Below are 21,516 nucleotides of genomic sequence, written 5' to 3' on the forward strand. Positions count from 1 at the left end.
CATGAGCCTGGACCTTCGCTCGCAACGTATCCTCCTCACCGGCGCCGCAGGTGGCATCGGCCGGGAGCTGGCCTTGGCGCTCGCCGCAAGAGGCGCGCGCCTGGGCCTGCTCGGGCGCACCGATGCGTCCGTTGCCAGCCTCGATCACCTCGTCGCCACGCAGCGGCTCGATGCCGTCGTGATCCAGGGCGACCTGACCGATGCATCGGCACGTCACGCCGCGGTGTGGCGCATGATCCAGGCCTTTGGCGGCCTCGACGTGCTTATCAACCTCGCAGGAGTCCTGGACTTCCGCTTCTTCGACGAAGCGGACGCCGGCGCCATCACCCGTGCCCTGCAGGTCAATGTCGAGGCACCCATGCAAATGGTGCGCGAGGTGCTGCCCGCCATGCTGGGCCGGGGCTCCGGGCGCATCGTCAATGTGGGCTCCACCTTCGGGAGCATCGGCTATCCCGGCTTCGCCGCCTACTCGGCGAGCAAGTTCGCGCTGCGCGGTTTCTCGCAAGCCCTGCGTCGCGAATTGCATGGTACGGGCGTCGGGGTTACCTACGTTGCCCCTCGTGCCGTCCGCACGGCCTTCAATCCTCCGGCGGTGCACCTCATGGCCGAGCGCAAGCTCATGCGCATGGATGAGCCTTCGTGGGTGGCGGCGCGCATCGTGCAGGCTATCGAGCAGGAACGGAACGAGGCTTACCTCGGCTTCCCCGAAAGCCTGTTCGCACGCATCAATGGCGTGTTCCCCTCGCTGGTCGACGGCGCGCTGAAGAAGGTTCTGCCGGATCTGTCCCACCACGCACGGAGCGTCCCGTGATCGCGCCCGATCCCATCGTCGGTCACGGGATATACCGCATCCTCGTGTGCCGTCCCAACCATCGGCTGGGCAACACGCTGCTGCTGACTCCGCTTATCACCGAACTCCAGGCGCGGTACAAGGGCGCCGAGATCGATATCGTCAGCGAGGGAGATATCGCTCGCGATGTGTTCAAGGGCTTTTTCAGCGTAAGACAGGTCTTTTGCCTGCCGCGGCGCGGCTTCAAGCATCCGATCGCGTTCCTGCGGATGATCCTGCGCATCCGGCGCACGCACTATGACCTGATCGTGGACCCGAGCGTGCACTCGGGCTTCGCCAGGGCGCTGACAAGGATCTTTCGGGGGCGATACAAACTGGGTTTCAGCGACGCGCCCACCAAGGCGCTCACGCATGCCGCGCCCAGGACGGTGGCGGGACGGCACATGGGGAAGCGCCCCGTGAACCTGGTCCGCTGGGCGTCCGGCGACGACGTTTCCGCCTTCCGGAACCATCCGCCCCTGGTGATCCACCTGAGCGAGGATGAACGTGCAGAAGGCCTGGAAGCCCTCGCGGCACTGACCACTCCTGGCCACGGGGCGCCATCGACGTTCCGTATCGGCATCTTCGCCAATGCGACCGGTGCCAAACGCTACAGCACGGAATGGTGGGCCGACTTCATGGCGACGCTGAGCGCGGCCCACCCCGCGGCGTCAATCCTGGAGATCATCCCCGCACACGGACATTCCATGCTGCGCGAGGCATGGCCGGGCTATTACTCGTCGGACATCCGCAGGATGGCGGCGGTGCTGGGCGGGCTGGACCTGTTCATCACCGCCGATTGCGGCGTCATGCACCTTGGCGTCGCGGCGGGTGCTCCGACCATCGGCCTGTTTCATGTCACTGCGACCGACGTCTATACCCCCTACGGCGGGCACAATGCCGGCCTGGATACGGGTACATGCAGCGGCCGCGATACGGCACGGCATGTTCTCGGCATGATGGAGATCAGCCTCAGCAATCGCCGTGCAACCAGCGATCCGGTGATTACCGACGTGCGCGCCCCGACAGCCAGGCGTAGTACAGGATCGGAATGACCAGCAGGGTCAATACGGTGGACACCAGGATGCCGAAAATCAGGGAAACGGCGAGCCCCTGGAATATGGGGTCGTCGATGATGAAGAAACCTCCCACCATCGCCGCCAGCCCGGTCAGCACGATGGGTTTTGCACGCACCGACGCCGCCTCCACCACGGCCTCGGCCAGCGGCTTCCCGTCCGCGATGGCGTGATTGATGAAGTCGATGAGCAGGATCGAGTTTCGTACGATGATGCCGGCAAGGGCGATCATGCCTATCATCGACGTGGCCGTGTACTGCGCACCGACCAGCGCATGGCCGGGCATCACGCCGATGACCGTCAAGGGGATCGGCGCCATGATGATCAAGGGCACCACATAACTCTTGAACTGGCCGACGACCAGGAGATAGATGAGCATGAGGCCGACGGAATAGGCCAGGCCCATGTCACGGAACGTTTCATACGTGATCTGCCATTCGCCGTCCCACTTCACGGTGATTCCGGATGTGTCTTTCGGCTGTGAGATGAATTGCTGGTCGATGGTCTCACCCGCCACCCGATGCTGCTTGAGGGCTTTCACCAGGGAGAACATGCCGTACAACGGACTGTCCATCGCACCCGCGTCGTCGCCCACCACGTATGCATAAGGCAGCAAATCCTTGTGGTAGCGCGCGTTTTCCCACGGGGCCTCGATAACGTCGACCACTTCCGAAAGCGGTATCAGCGCGCCACCCTGGGCACGCACGCGCAGCGCGAGCAATTGCTGCATGGCGGCCTGGTCGCCTGGCGGCAAACGCAAGCGTACCGGGACGGCATACTTGGCGTGGCCGTCCATGAGGAATGTGGCATCGTCGCCGGACAGCGCCGTACGAACAGCCTGTGCAACGACGGCCTGTGTCACGCCGAGTTTGGCGGCACGGTCGCGATCGACCACGATGACCTCCCTCGGTGCGTCGGCCTCCACGCTGGAATCGATATCCACGATGTCACGGTTGGCATGGAACAGTTCCTCCATGCCCCTGGCTGCGCGGCTCACGACCTCCTCATCGGGGCCATATACCTCGGCGACGATCGGGGCCAGCACCGGAGGGCCCGGCGGCACCTCCACGACCTTCACCGACGCCCCGTAGCGCGCGCCGATCTTCGCCAGTTCCGGCCGAATGGCCAGAACGATGGCGTGGCTCTGGCGATGGCGGTCCGCCTTGTCCACGAGGTTCACCTGCAAGTCGCCGACGGTCGCCCCCTGGCGCAAGTAATACTGACGGACCAGGCCGTTGAACGTGATGGGGGCGGACATCCCCGCGTACCCTTGCCAGTTCCTTACCTCGGGAACCTTTGCTATCGCCTGCGCCAGTTCGCCCAGCAGGCGGTCGGTCCGTTCGACGGTGCTTCCCTCCGGCATGTCGACCACCACCTGGAATTCCGACTTGTTGTCGAAAGGCAACATCTTCAGGACCACGGCGTTAACGACGACGAATCCCACCGCAACCAGCACGAGCAGCACCATGGAGCCAAACAGCCATGTCCGGTGGCGACGCGAAGCGCGGCCCTGGATGAAGGGAGACATCAGCCAGCTGAAGAGGCGATGCAGCTTCCCCGACGCAGGCGCCTCGTGGCCCATCGCCCCCGGGTTATCGGCGCCATGGCGAAGCAAGCGCAGCGACAACCATGGGGTGAAGACGAGCGCCACCATCAGCGAAAGAAGCATGCCGGCCGAGGCGTTGATCGGGATCGGACGCATGTATGGCCCCATGAGTCCCGATACGAAAGCCATCGGCAGGAGCGCGGCGATCACGGTGAACGTGGCGAGGATGGTCGGCCCGCCCACCTCGCCGACCGCCGCCGGGATCGCCTCCCGCAAGGTCTGCCCGCCCAGGGCCATGTGGCGATGGATGTTCTCCACGACCACGATGGCGTCGTCCACCAGGATGCCGATGCAGAAGATCAATGCGAAGAGCGAAACGCGATTGATGGTGAAACCCATCGCCCACGACGCGAACAGCGTGAGCATCAAGGTGATGATGACCGCCGTGCCCACCACGATGGCCTCGCGCCACCCGAGGGCCAGCCACACCAGCACGACCACGGAGAACGTGGCGAAGATCAACTTGTGGATCAGCTTGTCGGCCTTGTCGGTGGCGGTCTGCCCGTAGTCGCGGGTAACGGTCACATGGACGTCGCCAGGAATCAGCACGTTTCGCAAGCGTTCGATACGCGTCGCCACCTCCGAGGTGATGTCGGCGGCGTTGGCACCGGGCTTCTTCGCGATGGCTAGGGTTACGGCCGGTGCCGAGCCGGTCGCCGGTCCGGGTTTTCCCGCGGGCGCGCCGAACCAGGCATAAGTCGCCGGCACATCGCTGCCTTGGTGGATGCGCGCCACATCGGACAGAAAGACAGGTTGGCCGTCCTTGGAGCCGATGACCAGCCGTGAGACCTCTCTCGCATCGAGCAGGAAGGTGCCGGCGGTGACGGGGATATCCCGATCGTGCGCGATCCGCTCGCCGGCTTGCATGACGACGGTGGACGCCTTCAATGCACCCGACAAGTCACCCAGCGCCATGCCATAAGAGGCAAGCTTTGCCGCGTCCAGTTCCACCATGACGGCCCGATCGGGGGCACCGATGGTGTAGACATCGCGCGTCCCCGGCACGCGCTTCAGCTCGGTTTCCAGGGTGTGCGCCACTTCCGCGAGGCGGGTGGGATCCTCGCCTGCCCGATCGCTCCATAGCGTGAGCGCCATCACCGGAACGTCGTCGATGCCCATCGGCCGGATCAACGGTGGACCCACCCCCAGGTTTGCCGGCACGAAATCCTGGTTCTGGAAAACCTGGTTGTACAGGCGAACGATGGCCGTCTGGCGCGGCACGCCTACCTGGAACTCCACGGTGATGACGGCCATGCCTGGCCGGCTCACCGAATACACGTGTTTGATGCCCTCGATCTCCGAGAGTTTCTGTTCCAGCGGAAACGCGACGAGGTTTTCGACATCGCGAACGCCCGCGCCGGGAAAAGGCACCATGACGTTGGCCATGGTCACGTCGATCTGGGGTTCTTCTTCCCGGGGTGTGACGAGCATCGCCGCCAGGCCAAGCAGGAGCGCCGCCAGTGCCAGGACAGGCGTCAACGGCGACATCTGGAAGGCCCGGGCGATCCGGCCGGAGAGACCCAGCTTCCGATCGTTCATTTGCCGCTGCCCTGGCGATGATCGATCAACCAGCGCGTCGCCGCCGACGGGTCCAGGGCAATCCGTTCCCCGCTATCCACCCCGGAAAGCAGCTCGACCCTGTCGCCATAGCGTTCGCCCACCCTCACCTGGCGCAAGGACACGTTGCCGCCGCCGATCACGTACACCGCCTGGAGTTCGCCGTGACGAACGAGCACGCTGGCCGGGACCATCAGGCGATGGGTCTGGCCAGTGGCAAAGGCCACCTTTACCGTCATGCCCGGATAAAGCCCGGTGTTTTCCCCAGGCAGCTCGGCGCGAACCGTGAACGAATGCGTGCCCGGGTCCGCATAGGGAAGGACGATGACCCTGCTCGCCGCCACGCGTCGCGCCGGTTCGCCATCCAGAAGGATTTCGGCGGCGTGGTACGTGCGGATCGCGTCGACTGAACTCTGCGGCACCTGCACGGTGACGCGCAGCTCCTTGAGCGATGCGAGTGCGATGAGTTGTTGTGGCGCCGGAGGGCCCGCCTGCACCGACTCACCGACCTGTACGAAGCGCTGCGTGATCACACCTGCATAGGGCGCCCGCACGACGGTGTAGTCCTCTTGCATGCCGACCTGGCGGAACGTCGCCTCCGCGGCCACTAGCGCCGCTTGCGCACTGTCGCGCTGGGCAAGCGCCTGGTCCCGTTCCGCACGGGCAACAACGCCTTTCTCCGCGAGAGTGGCGATGCGGTCGTAATTCACCTTCGCATTCACATAGGCCGCGCGGGTCGATGCGATCTGTGCCTTCGCCGCTCGCGACGCGGACGCCTGTTCGACATGGCTGAAGCGTACGAGCACGTCTCCCTCGGCAACGACATCGTTCACGTCATAGGGCAGCTCGACGACACGGGCGGTTGTCTGCGCGGAGAGAATCGCCGAATTCACGGCTTCGACCGTTCCATCCCAAACCTGTTGCTGCGGGTACGTCTCCGCACTCACCACCATGGATGTCAGTCGCGGTGGCTCCTGCTCACGGGGCGGTGCAGCCGGCTGCCCACATGCCGTGAGGACCATGACCAGCAACAGCGGCAACGCCTGCGTGCTCTTGAAGCGATCCATCGTCAACATCCGCGACAGTCGGTCATGCACTTCTACCGGGGAAGGCGCTGCCGGGACGCACGCCCAGTCGCGCCAATATCCTGGCCAGCGGGCAGAAGCCCGAGAACGACGCCTGCAGCAGATTCGCCCCGACGAACAAGGCGAGCAACAGCCACCATGGCGATACCAGATACGCCAGGGCGACGGAAAGCAATACCATCGCGCCGGCGAAAGCCAGGACGATGCGGTCGATGTTCATGGCAAGCACCTCATGTCGGTGGAGAGAATCACTTTGCCGCCCGCTCACCCTTGAGCGGGTGGATGCCCAGCAGTTTCAGAACGTAGGTCTCGATGACGGGATGCGTGTTGCCTGTCCGGACCTTGTTGAGGAAGTACTTTTCGAAGGCGGCCTTGGCGAGGCGAACCCATTTGCCTTCCTTGATCCAAACGACGTTTCTCGGCGGTATTTGCGGCAGGGCCACGAACGCCGCACCCGTGTCTCCCATGTCGGCCAGGCAGACGGCATTCCACGTCGCCTCGGCTTCCGGAGGCCGGCCATCCAACGCCGATTTGATGTTCGCGACGATGGCACCGACCATCGACTCGATCATGAATCCGGTCTTGGGAGCGCCCGTGGGTACGGGCGTCGCTTCCACGGGGGGAATCGCGACGCAGACGCCCGCGGCAAATACTTCGGGAAACGTCGGGTTGCGCTGATGCTTGTCGATGACGACAAAGCCTCGCGGATTGGTCAGGCCTTCCACGCCACGCAGCGCCGGCACGCCGGTGAAGGCGGGAATGAACATGGCGTAGGCTTGCGGCAATTCGTGGCTGCGGTGGACGTGACCTTGATCGTCCATCTCATCGACCTTGACCATGTGGGCGTCGATGGAGGTGACTTTCGCGTTGGTTATCCAGCGGATGTCCCGCTGGCGCAGCGCCGCCTCCAGCATGCCCTTGGAATCGCCGATCCCTCCGAGTCCCATGTGCCCTATGTAGGGTTCGGCGGTCACGAAGGTCATGGGAACGAGGTCGCGCAGCTTGCGCCGACGCAGGTCCGCATCGACGATCATGGCGAATTCATAGGCCGGGCCATAACAACTGGCCCCCTGCACGGCGCCAACGACCACGGGGCCGGGGTGGTTCAGGAAGGCCTGATACGCCTCCCAGGCATGTTCCGCATGGGGGCCGGTGCAGACGGACTGGGTAAACCCGCCATCGGGCCCCAGGCCAGCCACCTCATCGAATGCCAGTCGTGGCCCCGAGGTGATCACCAGATAGTCGTAATCGATGACCTGGCCGTCGACCAGGACCAGGCGTTTGTCGCCTGGCTGCACGGATTGCGCGGGGACCGGTTTGAAGGCGATGTCGTGCTTACCGAGCGGCCCCTCCAGGGCAACCCGTATCTGCTCCGGCTTTCGCCATCCCACCGCGATCCACGGATTGGAAGGCGTGAAGTTGAAAAACGGGCCGTCGCCGACCACGGTGATCCGGTGGTCCGTGCCCAAGGCCGCCCGGAGATCGTACGCCGCCGCGATCCCGCCAAGACCTGCACCAAGAACGACGATGTGTGCCATGCGTGCATCCTCCTTACGGCCATGACTGAAGCGTGGAACCTCCATGCCGGCAGCCTGGTGACGGTGATCAAGCGATATGTAAATTAGTATATTCTAATGTAGATTTACCTTAATTAGATGTTCGTGGTATTGTCAAGACCGTCGATGACGTTGACGGAGCGCTTCATGCCGCAGGCGAGCCATCTGGTGGATATGCGAGAACGCGCCGAGGACGCTTCTCAATTGCTCAAGGCCCTGGGTAATGCCCAGCGCCTGCGCATGCTCTGCCTGCTGGTGGAGGGCGAGATGTCGGTGGGCGAACTCAACGAACAGCTGAGCGACCTGAGTCAGTCGGCGCTTTCCCAGCACCTGGCCAAGCTGCGCAAGGAGGGCCTCGTCACCACCCGCCGGGAGTCGCAGACCGTCAAGTACCGGTTGGCTCCCGGCCCGGCAGAACGCCTCATCGAAACGCTCCACGGCATCTACTGCGCAAAACCGGACTAATCCCGCTAGCGACGTCGGTTGCCGGGAGATTCCTGCCACACAGCCGGAGACGACCATGACCTACTACTTCGCGAGGAAGCTCGATCTCGATTTCGACGAGGCCATCCAGCATGTCACCGAGGCGCTCAAGGCAGAGGGTTTCGGCATCATCTCGACCATCGATGTCCAGGACACGCTGAAGAAAAAGATCGATGTCGATTTTCGTCCCTACCGCATCCTGGGCGCGTGCAACCCTCATCTTGCGTACGAAGCGCTTTCCATCGAAGACAAGGTGGGCACCATGCTCCCCTGCAATGTCGTGGTGCAGGCCATGGACGATGGAACGACCGAAGTCGCCGCGATCGATCCGGTGGCATCGATGCAAGCCATCGCCAATCCTCGGCTCGAGGCCAAGGCAGCGGGCGTTCGCGACAAGCTGAAGAAGGTCGTCGATTCGCTTTGACCTTCGCCGGTTACCGCCCCCTGCCCTTTTGAAATGCCCCGGCAGAACGCAGGCCACCCTCACTCACTGCGTCGCCCGTGATCCTCACACAAAAATCCAGGAACGCGCGTACCTTCGCCGCGGGATGCCGGCGGGATGGATAGATCGCGTATAGCGGAAACATCTCGTCCGGCCAGTCCGGAAACAATTCAACGAGCGTCCCGGAATCCAGCAGCGGCTGGATGCCCAGGGACATCAACTGGGCGACACCGGCGCCGGCGACGCACGAGGCGATCATCGTACTCACGTCGGTCAGGAGCAGCGGTCCTCGCGTAACCACCGGCTGGATAGTCCGGCCTCGATGGAATTCCCAGCCGAAGGGATGACCCGTCTGTGGGTCACGAAACTGCAGGCAATCATGCATTGCGAGCTCTGCGGGTTTGGCCGGTGTGCCCCGTCGCTTCAGGTAAGACGGGGCAGCCACAGTGAGTATCCTTGTTTCAAGGAGGCGCCGTGCCACAAGCGAAGAGTCGGGCTGGGGTCCGAAACGCACCGCCACGTCCATGCCGTCGGAGACCAGGTCGCCGATCGCTTCGCGGGTGAACACCTCGATCTGGAGGTCGGGATGATCCTGACAGAAGGCCGGCAGATGCGGGGCCATGACCAATGCGGAGAAGAATGGGTCGACGTTGACGCGTAGACGCCCTTCCACTCGATGAGCCGCCTTCGACGCGCGACCGGCAGCTATCTCGATCCCCTCCAGGTGAGGCATGACCTCGTCATAAAAATGCCTCCCTTCCGCGGTCAGCCGGAGCGACCGCGTGTTGCGGTCGAGCAGGCGGATGCCCACCCTCGCTTCGAGACGAGCCATCGAACGGCTCACCCCCGAAGGCGACATGCCCATGCGTTCGGCTGCCTTGGCAAAACTCCCGGCCTCGACAACCGCCGCCAACAGGCTCACTCCACCCAGCAACCGACCATCGAACGACATCACTCTCTCTCCAGACGAGGCACTCGCGGAACAGCGCCCTGCCATCGACTCTAACGCGCTGGCGGACTGTACAAGTCGTGCGTTGAAGTCACGAGTCTAATGCCATGAATTCGCTTCAGTCACGAATTCAATAGATGCACAGTGCGCCTTGGACATCTGGAGAGATCATCAATGAATCACAAGAACAGCATCCTCATCGTGGGCGCCTCACGCGGTCTGGGTCTGGCCCTGGCGGAAGAATTCTGCACCCGCGGCTGGCACGTCATCGCGACCGTACGTAGCCCCTCCCCTGCGCTGGCCGATCTGAAGAAACGCTTTCCGGCGACACTGCAAGAAGAGCAGGTTGATATCGCCAACGAGGCCAGTGTCCGTGCTTTGCGCGACCGTCTCGATGGCCATCGCCTGGATATGCTTTTTGTCAACGCGGGGATCGCGAAGTCGATCACCTCGTCCGCAAGCACGGCACCCGAACGGGACTTCGTAGACATGATGCTTGTCAATGCATTCAGTCCGATGCGTTTCATCGAGTTGTTCGAAAGCCTTGTTGCGCCCCATGGAACGATCGGGGCCATGTCTTCGGAACTGGGCAGCATTACCAACAACGGGGGTTTCTGGGACCTGTACGCCTCGACGAAGGCCGCGCTCAATATGCTGATGAAGTGCTTTGCTTCTCGCCGACCCGATGACCGCCGCGCCATCCTCGTGGTCGCCCCGGGCTGGATCAAGACCGACATGGGCGGAGACGAAGCCACCTACACCATCGAGGAAACCATTCCGCTCTTGGTCGACATGCTGGAAAAGAACCATGGTCGCCCCGGTCTTCGTTATGTCGACCGCTTCGACAACACGTTGCCTTGGTAATCTGCCAGACGTCAGTCGCTTTCCAGCATCACATTCCGAACGAACTCCACGAATTGGCGTGCTTTTGCCGTGGCCATTCGGCCAGTGGGGAAAACGGCCCACAACTCGATATCCGGCAGTGTCCAGTCTTCCAGCAGGCGCCTTACGCTGCCGTCGGCAAGTTCCGGCGCGAACATCCAGTCGGACGCGATGGCAAGCCCCATGTGCGCGAGGACGGCGGCGCGAATGCCTTCTGCCGCGCTGAAACGGGCCCGCCCGCGTATGAGTACCGAAGCCTCCACCCCGTCGCGGCTGAAGCTCCAGGTGTTGTTGGTCTGGCTGTACAAGACCGTTTCATGGTCGACGAGGTCGGCGGGCACGCACGGTGTTCCGGCACGGGCGAGGTATTCGGTCGTCGCCAGTACGGAGCGCCGTGACGACGCCAGCTTCTGTGCCACCAGGCTCGAATCGGACAAGGTTCCCATCCGCAACGAAACGTCGATCCCTTCGGCAATCAGGTCGATCATCCTGTCGTCGAGCACCACGTCCACATCCAGGTCCGGGTGAGACTGGAGAAATCGGGGTAGATGGGGAATGACATGGAGACGAGCGAACGTGGGGGCCGCCGACACGCGTAGCCGCCCCGACAACCCCGAGCCGGCGCCCCTTGCAGCCAGTTCGGCCTCGTCGGCCTCCTGGATGGCAATGCGCGAACGTTCGTAAAAGCGCAGGCCTGCCTCTGTCGGTGTCAATCCGTGCGTGGAGCGCAGCAGAAGCTTGGCGCCAAGCCTTTGCTCCAGTTGCGCCACCGTTTTCGACACGGCCGGCTGCCCGACTTTCAGCACACGCGCCGCTCCGGAGAACGAACCCGCCTCCACCACGCGCACGAACGTGGTCATCGCAAGCCATCGGTCCACTTTATTCCTTTCGGGAATAGAAGATATCTCCACATGGTATCTGCCATTCCGACCTGGCGCTATTCAGAATCTCTTCCAACAGCCCCGGCGGGTCTCCCCGCCTGCTTCCCACAAGGATCGCGTTCATGCTCGCGCTTTACGCCTACGCCACTCCGAACAGCATCAAGGCGCTGATTGCGCTGGAAGAATTGAAGCTGGACTACACCCTGCACCCGGTCAACGTGAAACAGGGCGAGCAGAAGCGCGAGAGTTTCATCGCGCTCAATCCCAACGCCAAGGTGCCCGTGCTGGTGGATACGGAGAGCGCGTCAGGCGAGTCATTCGTGCTGAGCGAATCGGCCGCCATTCTGGTGTATCTCGCCGAGCGCCACGGGCAACTGCTACCGGGCTCCGGCCAAGAACGCGCGAGAGTATTCGAGCAGCTGTTCTTTCACGCATCGGCCCTCAGCCCGAGCTTCGGCAATGCGGGCTTCTTCACGAAGCTGGCCGCAGAGCCGCAACCGCTAGCCCAGGAGCGTTTCTCCGCCGAAGCCGAGCGCGTTTCCGCGCTGCTCAACGATCTGCTCTCCGAACGCAGGTTTGCCGCCGGCGAAGCCTACAGCATTGCCGACATCGCGCATTTCGGTTGGTTCTGGCGCCGCGCGTTCGCGGGCATATCGCTGGATGCCTACCCGCACCTTTCCCGCTGGTACGCCGGCGTCGAACAGCGACCTGCCGTACAGCGTGCCATCGCACGTATCGACGCGCTCGCCACATCCGCCTGAACCCTCTGTCGCTCCCAACCAAGGAAACAGCCATGTCCCGCTTCGCCGACTATCGCAATGCCTATCCCAACGCCCGTCTTACGCGCTCGCCGGAGGGCGTACTGGAAGTTGCCCTGCACACCAATGGAGGCAAGTTGATCTTCAACGGTCACACGCACGAACAGTTCGTGGATCTCTTCCATGACGTTGGCAGCGATCCGGAGAACCGCGTGGTGATCCTTACCGGCACCGGGGACGCCTTCATGGACGAAATCAGTCCCGAAGGTTTCGACTTCTTCACGCCCCGTGGTTACGACAAGATCTACCGCGAAGGCAAGAAGGTTCTGATGAATCTCCTCGACATCGAGGTGCCGCTGATTGCCGCGCTCAACGGCCCGGTGCTGTTGCACTCGGAGTACGCACTGCTTGCCGACATCGTCCTGGCCACGCCGGAAACGGTCTTTCAGGACAAGCCGCATTTCGACTTCGGCATCGTGCCCGGCGACGGTGTGAACCTGCTGTGGCCGGAGGTCATCGGCAGCGTGCGCGGCCGCTATTTCGTTCTCACGCGGCAGAAGCTGGACGCGGCCACCGCGCAGGCGTGGGGTGCGGTGAACGAAGTCGTGCAGGCCGATCGACTGCTGGCCCGCGCGCATGAAATTGCCGCGGAACTGGCAAAGCTGCCTCCGCTCACCAGCCGTTATACCCGTATCGCACTCACGCAGAAGCTGCGCCGGATCATCGACGAGGGCGCCGGTTATGGCCTGGCCCTTGAAGGTATCAGCGCGGCCGAAGTGGCGCGTTCGATGAGCCCGTCTGCCTGATCCGATCGGCAGGTTCGCCGCACGGGCAACCTGCCGCTCCTTCCCGTTTGGTCTCTTCCAAGGAATTCCCATGTCACTGCAAGACAAACTCGACGCGTTCAAGGCCGATTTCGAGGCCGGCAAGCCACCCTACAACGTGCCCCCTTCGGTCATCGAGACCATGCACCGCGCCACCGCCGAACTGAAAGCCTCCGGCGCTGCGCACAAGGCGCTGAAAGCGGGCGACAAAGCTCCCGCTTTCACGCTCAACGATCCCGACGGGAACCCGGTATCGTCCGACGATCTGTTGCGCAAAGGTCCCCTGGTGGTCACGTTCTACCGCGGGGTGTGGTGCCCCTACTGCAATATGGAATTGCAAGCGCTGCAGGCCACGCTGCCGGATATTCTCCGGGCTGGAGCAAGCCTGGTGGCCATCTCGCCCCAGGTCGCTGCGAACAGCCGCAAGTCGGCGCGCCAGAACGCGGTCACCTTCCCTATTCTGTCCGATGCGCATAACGAGGTCGCTGCCGCGTTCGGGCTGCGCTTCACGATGCAGGATTACCTGGTGGAACTGTACAAGTCGCTGAAGAACGATCTTCCTGCGTTCAATGGCGATCCGAGCTGGACGCTGCCCATGCCGGCACGCTACGTGATCGCGCCGGACGGCACGATCGTTTATGCCGAAGTGAATCCCGATTACACCCGTCGTCCCGATCCATCGGAGATGCTGCCGGCGATTCGCAAGGCCGCCGCTTGATCAACGCGAATGCCGCTCGCCCCATGGTGAGCGGCACAGGAGCCCTCATGTCACGTACCTTTCTCGTCACCGGCGCCAGCAAGGGCATCGGACTTGCACTTTCGACGCGGCTCGCCGCTGCCGGCCATCACGTCATAGGCCTGGCGCGCCGTGCGCCAGATGCTTTCCCGGGAACCTTCGTGCCGGTCGATCTGGGTGACGATGACGCCACCCGCTCGACGCTGCACGACATCGCGCAGCGCATTCCGCTTGACGGTGTGATCAACAACGTCGGTCTCGTCCGCCCTGCGCCACTGGCCGACGTAACGCTGTCTGCCCTGGACGAAGTGTTGCGGGTCAACCTGCACCCTGCCCTCCTCTCCATGCAGGCGGCCTTGCCCGGCATGAAAGCACGTGGCTGGGGCCGCGTCGTCAATGTGTCCAGCCTTACCATCCTCGGCATGCCGGATCGCACCGCATATGCCGCAGCCAAGGCTGCAAAGGTCAGCTTTACGCGTAGTTGGGCGCTCGAATTGGCGGGCACGGGCATCACGGTCAATGCGGTGGCGCCGGGTCCGACCGAGACCGAACTGTTCCGCGCCAACAATCCCCCAGGCAGCGACGGCGAGCGACGCTACCTCTCGGGCGTGCCGATGCAACGATTCGGGAAACCCGAAGAGATCGCTGCGACCATCGCTTTCCTGCTGACAGAGGAAGCGGGATTCATGACAGGGCAGACCCTGCATGTCGACGGTGGTGCCTCACTCGGCCGAGCCGCATTTTGAGGGACGTGCAAACGGCCCTGACGCATCGCCGCGCCGCGCCGCGTTAGCGCGTCCTGATCCCGCCAAGAAACAAGTCGACCAGGTGCGTCACCCGCGACTTCACGGCCCCGCCCTGCTCCACCGCCAGCGAGATCGCCGTGATGACGCAAAGCAGGTCGTCGAAGGAAACGTCTTTCGCGACGGCCTTGGCTTTTTGCGCACGCTGCAGCAGGCGCTGCCCTTCCGCGGTGCCTGCGTGGCATCCCGTGGTGTGGCTCTTGAGCACCGTGCCGAGCTGCACGGCCAGCCCCTGGTAGTGGCTCGCGTGGATCACGAGTTCGATCATGAACGCGCGGAGCGAGGTACCGGGGTCCATCACGTCGTCGCGCGTGCGGCTGTTGGCGGCAAGCGCGAGCAATCGTTCGTCGCAGAGCGCGCCGAGTAGGGCTTCACGCGTGGGGAACCTGCGGTAGAGGGTGCCGATCCCCACCTTCGCCCGTTTTGCCACGTCTTCAAGAGACGCGTCGGCACCGCGTTCGGAGAACACCGCGTCCGCCGCCGTGAGGATGCGCTCGCGATTGCGCGCCGCGTCGGCGCGTAGCGGCGTCTCGTCGATCTGCTGGATGGCTTCGGTCATGGAACGTCCCGGTTGCAAAGCGGATGATGCCTCCATATATTAAATGGAGCAATCCTCCACTTATATAAAGGGCTCCTATGAACAAGCGTTTCGAGGGCAAGATCGTGGCCATCACCGGCGCCAGCGAAGGCATCGGCCTCGCCACGGCGAAGGCGTTCATCGCGGAAGGCGCGCGTGTGTACATCACCGGACGCCGGCAGGACCGGCTGGACGCCGCGGTGGCGGAACTCGGCGATGCCGCTGTGGGCGTTCAGGGCGATGTGGCGAATCCGGCCGATCTGGACCGCCTCTACGCCCGCATCCGCCAGGATCACGGCAAGCTGGACGTGCTCTTCGCGAACGCGGGCACGGCGGACTCCGACGCCCTTCCCCTGACCGACATCACCGAACAGGACTTCGATCGGATCTTCGGCGTGAACGTCCGTGGCCTGCTCTTCTCCGTGCAGAAGGCGCTGCCGTTGCTTGCCTCCGGCAGCACGGTGGTCCTCAACGGCTCGGTGGCCGGAGCCAAGGGGTTTCCGGGGCAGTCGCTCTACAACGCCACCAAGGCGGCGGTGCGTTCCTTCGCCCGCAGCTGGACGTCCGACCTGAGGGATCGCGGCATCCGCGTCAACGTCGTCGCGCCCGGCGGCACGGAGACACAGCTGATGCGCGGCTATCTCGACATCCGGCCGGGTGCGGAGGAGATGTTCAACCAACTCATTCCGCTCGGCCGCATTGGCCAAACGGAAGAAGTGGCAGAAGCGGTGCTCTTTCTCGCATCGAGCCAGAGCAGCTACATCGCGGGCGCCGAGCTCGTGGTGGACGGCGGACTGGTCGCCGTCTGATCCTGGCACGCCACGTCCCGCACGGTGCGGGGGAGGCGATCCATCACGCCTTCCCCGCGCGGAGGTCCGGCGGCGAGCCGACTCAAAACCGATAGCTAAGCATCAACCGGTTGTTCGTCCAGGGCATGTTCCCTGGATTCAGGTTGTTCTTTCCGCCTACGGTGTGCTCCCACCGGTTGCGTAGCTGCAGCCCCTTCAGCAGCTTGTCGAGCTTCCATACGATGTCGACGTAGACATCGTGGCTGGTGCCGCGAAGCACGGTGTCGTAGTGCGCGTACGATGCGATCAGCTGCAGATCGTCGTGCAGCAGACTGTACTGCGCGCGTGCTTTCCAGGCGTGTCCGGGGCCCTGCTCCACCAGGCCGCGCAGCATCGAGGTCGTGTAGAGCGGATCGGTGGCGTAGGTGTTGGTATAGGGCGAGATGATGGCGCCCGCCCCGACAGCATTCCGGTCGCTGTCGAGTTTGTTGTACGAGACATCGAACTTCGCCTTGCCCACCCCCACGCCGGCGTCGACGCCCCGCGCCGAAGCGTCCACGCGCTGGCCGGCCACGCCGGTGATCTTCGTGTGCGTATCGACGATGACGTTGTCGGAACCTGTCGTCTCGCGCACGAACTGCGCACCGATGAAGGGTTTCAGCAGCGTGCCGGTGTCGAAGGTGTACATGCCATCGACGTAGCCCAATCTCCCGAAGTGCTCGAAGTCGTAGTACCACGCCTGCGCCTTCAGGCCGTGGCCGGCATAAGTGCTGCCCAGCGCGGTGGTGCCATCCTGCGACCGCGCCGACGACGGCAGCGAGCCATTGTTGCCGTACATGCTGTCGCCGTGATACGTGGACGGGTAGTACACGTTGTCGTCGTTGTAACCGTCCGACGTGCGGCTCTTCCAGCGCAGCGTGCGGATGGCGTAGATATCCCAGCCCTTCGCCGGTTTGAAGTCCAGCGTGGCGCCCTGGTATGACGCCGGCACCACGCGCGAATCCGACAGTCCCATCCACGGGGTATTGAGGTACTGGTCGCCGGCACGGACCACCACCCAGCGGTTCGCGTATTCCACGTAGGCCTGGCTGAAGCCGTCGATGACATTGTCCGGGCCCATCAGCGAGGCATCGATGCGCCCCTTGTCGTGCGACTGCGTGCCGAACGAATGCGCGGAGAACCCCGTGACCACGGCGCTGAAGCCGTCCACCTTGCCGCTGCGCACCGTGAGCAGGCCCGTCAGCGAATTGGCGAACTGATCCTTGCTCGTGGGGTTGTCGTAGTTGCGGTCGAAGCGATAGAGGCGCACCTCGCCATCGACCTTGGCGTCGCGGAAGAAGTCGTCCGCGTGGGCACAGGCGACGAGACAGGCGAACGTCGCGGCCGCGAGGATCCGGCGGCGCATCAGTGGGCCACCCGTGCGACGGGGCCGTGCTTGGCGACGGGTTGGCCTACGGTCGCATCCTGCCTACCCTTCCCCACCGGGGCGCCGCTGCGGTGGAGCATCCACACGCCGAAGAAGCTGATAACCGCGGAGGCCGCCAGCCACGCGCCCGGCATGGCCTTGTCGCCCGTGCTATGAATCAAGTAAGTGCTCACCGCTGGCGTGAAGCCCCCGAAAATCGCCTGGGCCAGACTATACGCCACGCTGAAGCCACTGGCGCGCACATGCGCCGGCATCATTTCGGTCAGGCTCACCACCATCACGCCCTGGTAGCCGCCGTAGAGGAACGACAACCACAGCAACACGGCGAGCATGCGGCCGAACGATGGCTCGGCCACAAGCCACGCCATGGCCGGGTAAGCCGTGATGGCCACCGCCAGCGAAAACGTGGTCAGCGTGCGCACGCGGCCGAATCGGTCGGATACCGCGCCCATCAGCGGCACGAAGATGAAGTTCGAAATGCCCACGCACACGGTGACCACGAAGGCATTGCGCGCGGTGAGGTTCAGCACTTCCTTGCCGTAAGTCGGGGTATAGGCGGTAATCAGGTAGAACATCACGCTGGTGAGCGTCACCAGCATCACCGCGTTCAGCACGATCTTCCAGTTCCTGAGCAGGCCGGCATAGATATCGCGCAGGCTCGGCGTATGCGTCGCCGCACGTTTCTCGAACGATTCGGTTTCCTGCAGCGTGCGGCGGATATAGAACAGCAGCGGCACGATGAGCGAACCGATCACGAACGGGATGCGCCAGCCCCACGCCATGATCTGTTCCTCGCTCAGCGAGAAGCGTAGCACCACGCCGAGAACGGCGGCGAAGATCACGGCCACCTGCTGGCTGGCGGACTGCCACGCCACGTAGAAGCCGCGCTTGCCGGGCGGTGCGATCTCGGCGAGATACACCGAGACGCCGCCGGATTCCGCGCCGGCCGAGAAGCCCTGCAGCAGGCGGCCCACGACCACCAGCAGCGGAGCCGCGAGACCGATGGTCTTGTAGTCCGGGGTAAAGGCGATGATCAGTACGCCAACCGACATGATGGCGAGGCTGGCGATGAGGCCTTTGCGGCGGCCATGGCGGTCGATATAAGCACCCAGCACGATCGCGCCCACCGGGCGCATCAGGAAGCCGACGCCGAACGTCATCAGCGACATCATGAGGGAAACGTAGCCGCTTGCGTTCGGGAAGATCGCATGGGCGATGGCCGACGCGTAGAACCCGTAGACCATGAAATCGAACATCTCAAGGAAGTTGCCGCTGACTACCTTGAACACGCGGCCGAAGCTGGAGCCGCCTTCTTGCACCTGTGCCATGCCGTTCTCTCCCCGAGACGATTGCAGGATGACACGGCTTAAGCGCGTTCCATATCTTGATACGCCGTGCCGTGATGTAAAACAGTCAAGCACTGCTGCCGAGAACGCGTCAACAGGTTTTTTCGCGCCGTTCCAGTATGTAATACGTTGATTAGGTTGGTTATTTTGATGCGATGCAGCATCGCTTGACTGGGTTTTCCAATCGGGTTTACGGTTATTTGAAACGCCGTTTTGGATATTGGAACGATGGATACCACCCTGTTGAAGGGCCTGAACGTGCTCGAGGCCGTGGCCCGCTCTCGCACCCCCCGGGGGGTCAGCGAACTGGCCCGCGAGCTCGAGCTCACCAAGAGCAACGTGCACCGCACGCTGCAGACGCTCATCGCCGCGGGATACGTGCGGCCCGGCAGCGTCGCCGGCACCTACGAGTGCACGCTGAAGCTGTTCGAGATGGCCAGCGGCGTGGTGGCGCGCATCGACGTCCGTCAACTGGCAGACCCATTCATGCAGCAGCTGGCGCGGCTGACGAAGGAAACCATTCACCTCGCGATCCTCGAGGGCATGGACGTCATCTACCTCAACAAGATCGAATCGCCGCAACCCGTTCGCGCGTATTCGACCATCGGCGGCCGGGCTCCCGCTCATTGCGTCGCCTCCGGCAAGGCATTGCTCGCCTGGCAGGGCGAAGCCCTGCTGCGTGAACTGCCCGCCCGCCTGCCCTCGCCCACGCAGCGCTCCATCGCCTCGCGCGACGCGCTGCTTGAAGAACTCGGCCGCGTCCGCCGCCAGGGCTTTGCCGTGAACCGCGGCGAATGGCGCGAGGGCGTGGGCGGTGTCGCCGCCATTGTCTTCGACATGCATGGCATGCCCGTGGCCGCCATCGGCATGTCCGGCCCGGTCGAACGCCTGCGCCCCGCCAGCGTCCGCAAATACAGCCAACTGGTGATGGAAGCCGCGCTCGGCCTGTCCCGCTCGCTCGGCTATTCGCAACCCGGCTATCCGCCGCTGGCCGCCGCCTGAACTTACCTGAGGAGTACCCCACGTGCAGCCTTTGAAAGGCATTCGAGTCGTCGAGTTCTGCAGCGTCGCCGCAGGCCCCTTCTGCGCCATGTTGCTGGCCGACATGGGTGCCGACGTCGTCAAGGTGGAACACCCGGAGGGCGGCGACAGCATGCGCGCCTGGCCCCCCATGAGCGAAGGTTTCAGCGAGAACTTCGCCTCGGTGAACCGCAACAAGCGCTCGGTCGCGCTCAACCTCAAGGACGCCGACGACAATGCCCGCGCCCGCGAACTCGCCGCCGGTGCCGACGTCGTCATCGAGAACAACCGTCCCGGGGTCATGGCGCGGCTTGGGCTGGATTTCGCCACGCTCTCGGCGATCAATTCGAAGCTGGTCTACTGCTCCATTTCGGCGTTCGGGCAGGATGGCCCGCGCGCGGGCGAAGCCGGCTTCGACCTCACCATCCAGGCCATGGCCGGCGTCATGAGCGTCACCGGCGAGGAAGGTGGCGCACCCGTGAAGTGCGGCGTGCCGCTTTCCGATTTCGCCACCGGCCTGTATGCGGCCTTCGCCGTCGCCAGCGCGCTGCGCGACGTGCGCGAGCACGGCAAGGGCACGCATATCGATGCCTCGATGTTCGGCGCCTCGCTCGCCGTGGGGGCGCTGCAGACCAGCCAGTACTTCGGCAGCGGCATCGATCCGGTGAAGCTGGGCTCGGCGCACCCGCGCAACGCACCCTATCAGGCATTCAAGGTATCCGATGGCTACGTGGCCATGGCCGCGGGCAACAACGCGCTGTTCCGGTCGGCTGCTGCCGCCATCGGCCGGGAAGAACTCGCCGGGCTCGCACGGTTCGGTTCCACCGCCTTGCGGGCGCAGCACCAGGCCGAACTGAAGCAGATTTTCGAATCGGCATTCGAGACGCTTTCGGTGCCGCAGGTGCTGGCCATGTTCCGCCAGGCAGGCGTTCCCTGCGCCCCGATCAACAGCTACAGCGACGCGCTCGCCGACGAGCAGGTCGAGTTCATGGGCTGGGTGCAGCCCCTCGAACTGCCCTCGGGAGTCGTCACCCGTACGTTCGCCTCGCCCCTGCGCTTCGACGGTCGGGGCCAGCCGATCTACCGCCGGCCGCCCGCGCTGGGTGAGCACAACGCGGAGATCTTCGGCGAAGCGCCCGCCACGGTGGAGGCCGGCCATGGATGAGTTGCTGGCACGGCGCGGCGAGGGCGTGCTCGAACTGACGCTCAATCGCCCCGAGAAGATGAACGCGCTTTCCGCCTCGCTGGTGGAGGCATTACACGCGGAACTCGACGCCGCGGATGTCGACGGCACGCGACTCGTCGTGTTCCGTGGCGAGGGCAAGAACCTCTCCGCCGGGTTCGACTTCAGCGGCTACGACGCGCAGAGCGACGGCGACCTGGTGCTGCGCTTTGTCCGCATCGAACAGTTGCTGCAGCGCGTGTTCCACGCCCAATACGACACGCTGGCGTTCGCGCAGGGTCGAAACTTCGGTGCGGGCGTCGATCTGTTCGCCGTATGCAACCGCCGCGTGGCCACGCCCGATGCGTCCTTCCGCATGCCAGGGCTGGGTTTCGGCCTCGTGCTCGGGAGCCGTCGTTTCGCCGGCCTGGTGGGTGAAAGCTGGGCCCGCCAGGTGCTGCAGGAAGGCATCACGTTCGATGGCGCCGAGGCGCATGCGCGTGGCTTTGTCACCGCGCTGGCCGATCCGGACGGTTGGGCCGCCGAACGCGAGCGCGCGGACACCGCCCGCCGCGGCCTTGGCGACGACGCCACCACGCGGCTCTTCCGCGTCACCCATACCGACACCCGCGCGGCCGACATGGCCGAACTCGTCGCTTCCGCCGCACGGCCAGGCCTGCAGGGCCGCCTGCGCGCCTACCGCGAAGCGCTGGGCAAATAAGTTACCGGA

General features: G+C 64.0%; 22 protein-coding genes. 13 read left to right on the plus strand and 9 right to left on the minus strand.

All coding sequences use genetic code 11. From position 1 onward, the window contains the following. The first annotated feature begins 1 nt into the window (after position 1). On the plus strand, positions 2-811 hold the full coding sequence (locus tag HBF26_RS00095) for an SDR family oxidoreductase (protein ID WP_205287568.1): 810 nt from the start codon (positions 2-4) through the stop codon (positions 809-811). Further along, positions 808-1,884: a glycosyltransferase family 9 protein gene (locus HBF26_RS19820; RefSeq protein WP_167121871.1), complete on the plus strand. Its 1,077-nt coding sequence runs from the start codon at positions 808-810 to the stop codon at positions 1,882-1,884. Before HBF26_RS00095 ends, HBF26_RS19820 begins: the two co-directional genes overlap by 4 nt. Here the strand turns inward: HBF26_RS19820 and HBF26_RS00105 are convergent. From HBF26_RS00105 to HBF26_RS00120, 4 genes are read right to left on the minus strand one after another with little or no spacing between them, the layout of a single operon-like run. Continuing rightward, the gene (locus HBF26_RS00105) at positions 1,835-5,050 is read right to left on the minus strand and encodes an efflux RND transporter permease subunit (RefSeq protein WP_167121873.1); all 3,216 of its coding nucleotides are present in this window, start codon (positions 5,048-5,050) and stop codon (positions 1,835-1,837) included. The two genes, HBF26_RS19820 and HBF26_RS00105, sit on opposite strands and share 50 nt — an antisense overlap. Beyond that, positions 5,047-6,135, minus strand: a complete 1,089-nt coding sequence (locus HBF26_RS00110; RefSeq protein WP_240151142.1) for an efflux RND transporter periplasmic adaptor subunit — start codon at positions 6,133-6,135, stop codon at positions 5,047-5,049. Before HBF26_RS00110 ends, HBF26_RS00105 begins: the two co-directional genes overlap by 4 nt. Positions 6,136-6,157: 22 nt before the next feature. Continuing rightward, positions 6,158-6,373, minus strand: a complete 216-nt coding sequence (locus HBF26_RS00115; RefSeq protein ID WP_167121875.1) for a YgaP family membrane protein — start codon at positions 6,371-6,373, stop codon at positions 6,158-6,160. A 28-nt stretch (positions 6,374-6,401) separates the two neighbouring features. Continuing rightward, positions 6,402-7,691, minus strand: coding sequence for an NAD(P)/FAD-dependent oxidoreductase (locus HBF26_RS00120; RefSeq protein ID WP_167121877.1), 1,290 nt, complete (start codon positions 7,689-7,691; stop codon positions 6,402-6,404). A gap of 144 nt (positions 7,692-7,835) precedes the next feature. On the opposite strand from HBF26_RS00120, the gene HBF26_RS00125 reads away from it, so the two are divergent. Then, positions 7,836-8,174, plus strand: coding sequence for an ArsR/SmtB family transcription factor (locus HBF26_RS00125; RefSeq protein ID WP_425482958.1), 339 nt, complete (start codon positions 7,836-7,838; stop codon positions 8,172-8,174). A 55-nt stretch (positions 8,175-8,229) separates the two neighbouring features. Continuing rightward, positions 8,230-8,616, plus strand: coding sequence for a DUF302 domain-containing protein (locus HBF26_RS00130; RefSeq protein ID WP_167121879.1), 387 nt, complete (start codon positions 8,230-8,232; stop codon positions 8,614-8,616). A 10-nt stretch (positions 8,617-8,626) separates the two neighbouring features. On the opposite strand, the gene HBF26_RS00135 is transcribed toward HBF26_RS00130, so the two are convergent. Then, positions 8,627-9,586 carry a LysR family transcriptional regulator gene (locus HBF26_RS00135; protein WP_167121881.1) on the minus strand — a complete coding sequence of 320 codons (960 nt, stop codon included), beginning with the start codon at positions 9,584-9,586 and terminating at the stop codon, positions 8,627-8,629. Between the two features lie 171 nt (positions 9,587-9,757). Between HBF26_RS00135 and HBF26_RS00140 the strand changes: the two genes are divergently transcribed. Beyond that, on the plus strand, positions 9,758-10,447 hold the full coding sequence (locus HBF26_RS00140) for an SDR family NAD(P)-dependent oxidoreductase (protein ID WP_167121882.1): 690 nt from the start codon (positions 9,758-9,760) through the stop codon (positions 10,445-10,447). Positions 10,448-10,458: 11 nt separating this feature from the next. On the opposite strand, the gene HBF26_RS00145 is transcribed toward HBF26_RS00140, so the two are convergent. Next, positions 10,459-11,343: a LysR substrate-binding domain-containing protein gene (locus tag HBF26_RS00145; RefSeq protein WP_167121884.1), complete on the minus strand. Its 885-nt coding sequence runs from the start codon at positions 11,341-11,343 to the stop codon at positions 10,459-10,461. A 125-nt stretch (positions 11,344-11,468) separates the two neighbouring features. On the opposite strand from HBF26_RS00145, the gene HBF26_RS00150 reads away from it, so the two are divergent. The 4 genes from HBF26_RS00150 (at position 11,469) to HBF26_RS00165 (ending at position 14,410) form a co-directional block, all read left to right on the plus strand. After that, positions 11,469-12,107 (plus strand): glutathione S-transferase family protein, encoded by a 639-nt coding sequence (locus HBF26_RS00150; protein ID WP_167121886.1) that lies wholly within the window; start codon positions 11,469-11,471, stop codon positions 12,105-12,107. A 32-nt stretch (positions 12,108-12,139) separates the two neighbouring features. After that, the gene (locus HBF26_RS00155; RefSeq protein WP_167121888.1) at positions 12,140-12,910 is read left to right on the plus strand and encodes an enoyl-CoA hydratase/isomerase family protein; all 771 of its coding nucleotides are present in this window, start codon (positions 12,140-12,142) and stop codon (positions 12,908-12,910) included. A gap of 70 nt (positions 12,911-12,980) precedes the next feature. Beyond that, positions 12,981-13,646, plus strand: coding sequence for a peroxiredoxin-like family protein (locus HBF26_RS00160; RefSeq protein WP_167121890.1), 666 nt, complete (start codon positions 12,981-12,983; stop codon positions 13,644-13,646). After that, positions 13,643-14,410 carry an SDR family oxidoreductase gene (locus tag HBF26_RS00165; protein WP_240151143.1) on the plus strand — a complete coding sequence of 256 codons (768 nt, stop codon included), beginning with the start codon at positions 13,643-13,645 and terminating at the stop codon, positions 14,408-14,410. The genes HBF26_RS00160 and HBF26_RS00165 overlap by 4 nt, the downstream gene beginning before the upstream one ends. A 43-nt stretch (positions 14,411-14,453) precedes the next feature. On the opposite strand, the gene HBF26_RS00170 is transcribed toward HBF26_RS00165, so the two are convergent. Further along, the gene (locus tag HBF26_RS00170; RefSeq protein WP_167121892.1) at positions 14,454-15,026 is read right to left on the minus strand and encodes a TetR/AcrR family transcriptional regulator; all 573 of its coding nucleotides are present in this window, start codon (positions 15,024-15,026) and stop codon (positions 14,454-14,456) included. A gap of 77 nt (positions 15,027-15,103) precedes the next feature. Here HBF26_RS00170 and HBF26_RS00175 point away from each other — a divergent pair, with 77 nt between their 5' ends. After that, the gene (locus HBF26_RS00175; RefSeq protein WP_167121894.1) at positions 15,104-15,853 is read left to right on the plus strand and encodes an SDR family NAD(P)-dependent oxidoreductase; all 750 of its coding nucleotides are present in this window, start codon (positions 15,104-15,106) and stop codon (positions 15,851-15,853) included. An 82-nt stretch (positions 15,854-15,935) separates the two neighbouring features. Here the strand turns inward: HBF26_RS00175 and HBF26_RS00180 are convergent, their stop codons facing one another. Continuing rightward, complete coding sequence (locus HBF26_RS00180; RefSeq protein ID WP_167121896.1) at positions 15,936-17,237, minus strand: OprD family outer membrane porin; 1,302 nt, start codon at positions 17,235-17,237, stop codon at positions 15,936-15,938. Beyond that, the gene (locus tag HBF26_RS00185; protein WP_167121898.1) at positions 17,237-18,586 is read right to left on the minus strand and encodes an MFS transporter; all 1,350 of its coding nucleotides are present in this window, start codon (positions 18,584-18,586) and stop codon (positions 17,237-17,239) included. The genes HBF26_RS00180 and HBF26_RS00185 overlap by 1 nt, the downstream gene beginning before the upstream one ends. Before the next feature lie 246 nt (positions 18,587-18,832). On the opposite strand from HBF26_RS00185, the gene HBF26_RS00190 reads away from it, so the two are divergent. The 3 genes from HBF26_RS00190 to HBF26_RS00200 are packed head-to-tail and all read left to right on the plus strand — an operon-like array spanning position 18,833 to position 21,507. Continuing rightward, positions 18,833-19,606 carry an IclR family transcriptional regulator gene (locus HBF26_RS00190; RefSeq protein WP_167121900.1) on the plus strand — a complete coding sequence of 258 codons (774 nt, stop codon included), beginning with the start codon at positions 18,833-18,835 and terminating at the stop codon, positions 19,604-19,606. A 22-nt stretch (positions 19,607-19,628) separates the two neighbouring features. Further along, the gene (locus tag HBF26_RS00195) at positions 19,629-20,789 is read left to right on the plus strand and encodes a CoA transferase (RefSeq protein WP_167121902.1); all 1,161 of its coding nucleotides are present in this window, start codon (positions 19,629-19,631) and stop codon (positions 20,787-20,789) included. Next, entirely contained in the window at positions 20,782-21,507 is a 726-nt protein-coding gene (locus HBF26_RS00200) for an enoyl-CoA hydratase/isomerase family protein (RefSeq protein ID WP_167121905.1), read from the plus strand. Before HBF26_RS00195 ends, HBF26_RS00200 begins: the two co-directional genes overlap by 8 nt. Positions 21,508-21,516: the final 9 nt, after the last annotated feature.

Source organism: Luteibacter jiangsuensis (assembly GCF_011742555.1).
In the GTDB taxonomy this organism is placed as follows: Bacteria; Pseudomonadota; Gammaproteobacteria; order Xanthomonadales; family Rhodanobacteraceae; genus Luteibacter; species Luteibacter jiangsuensis.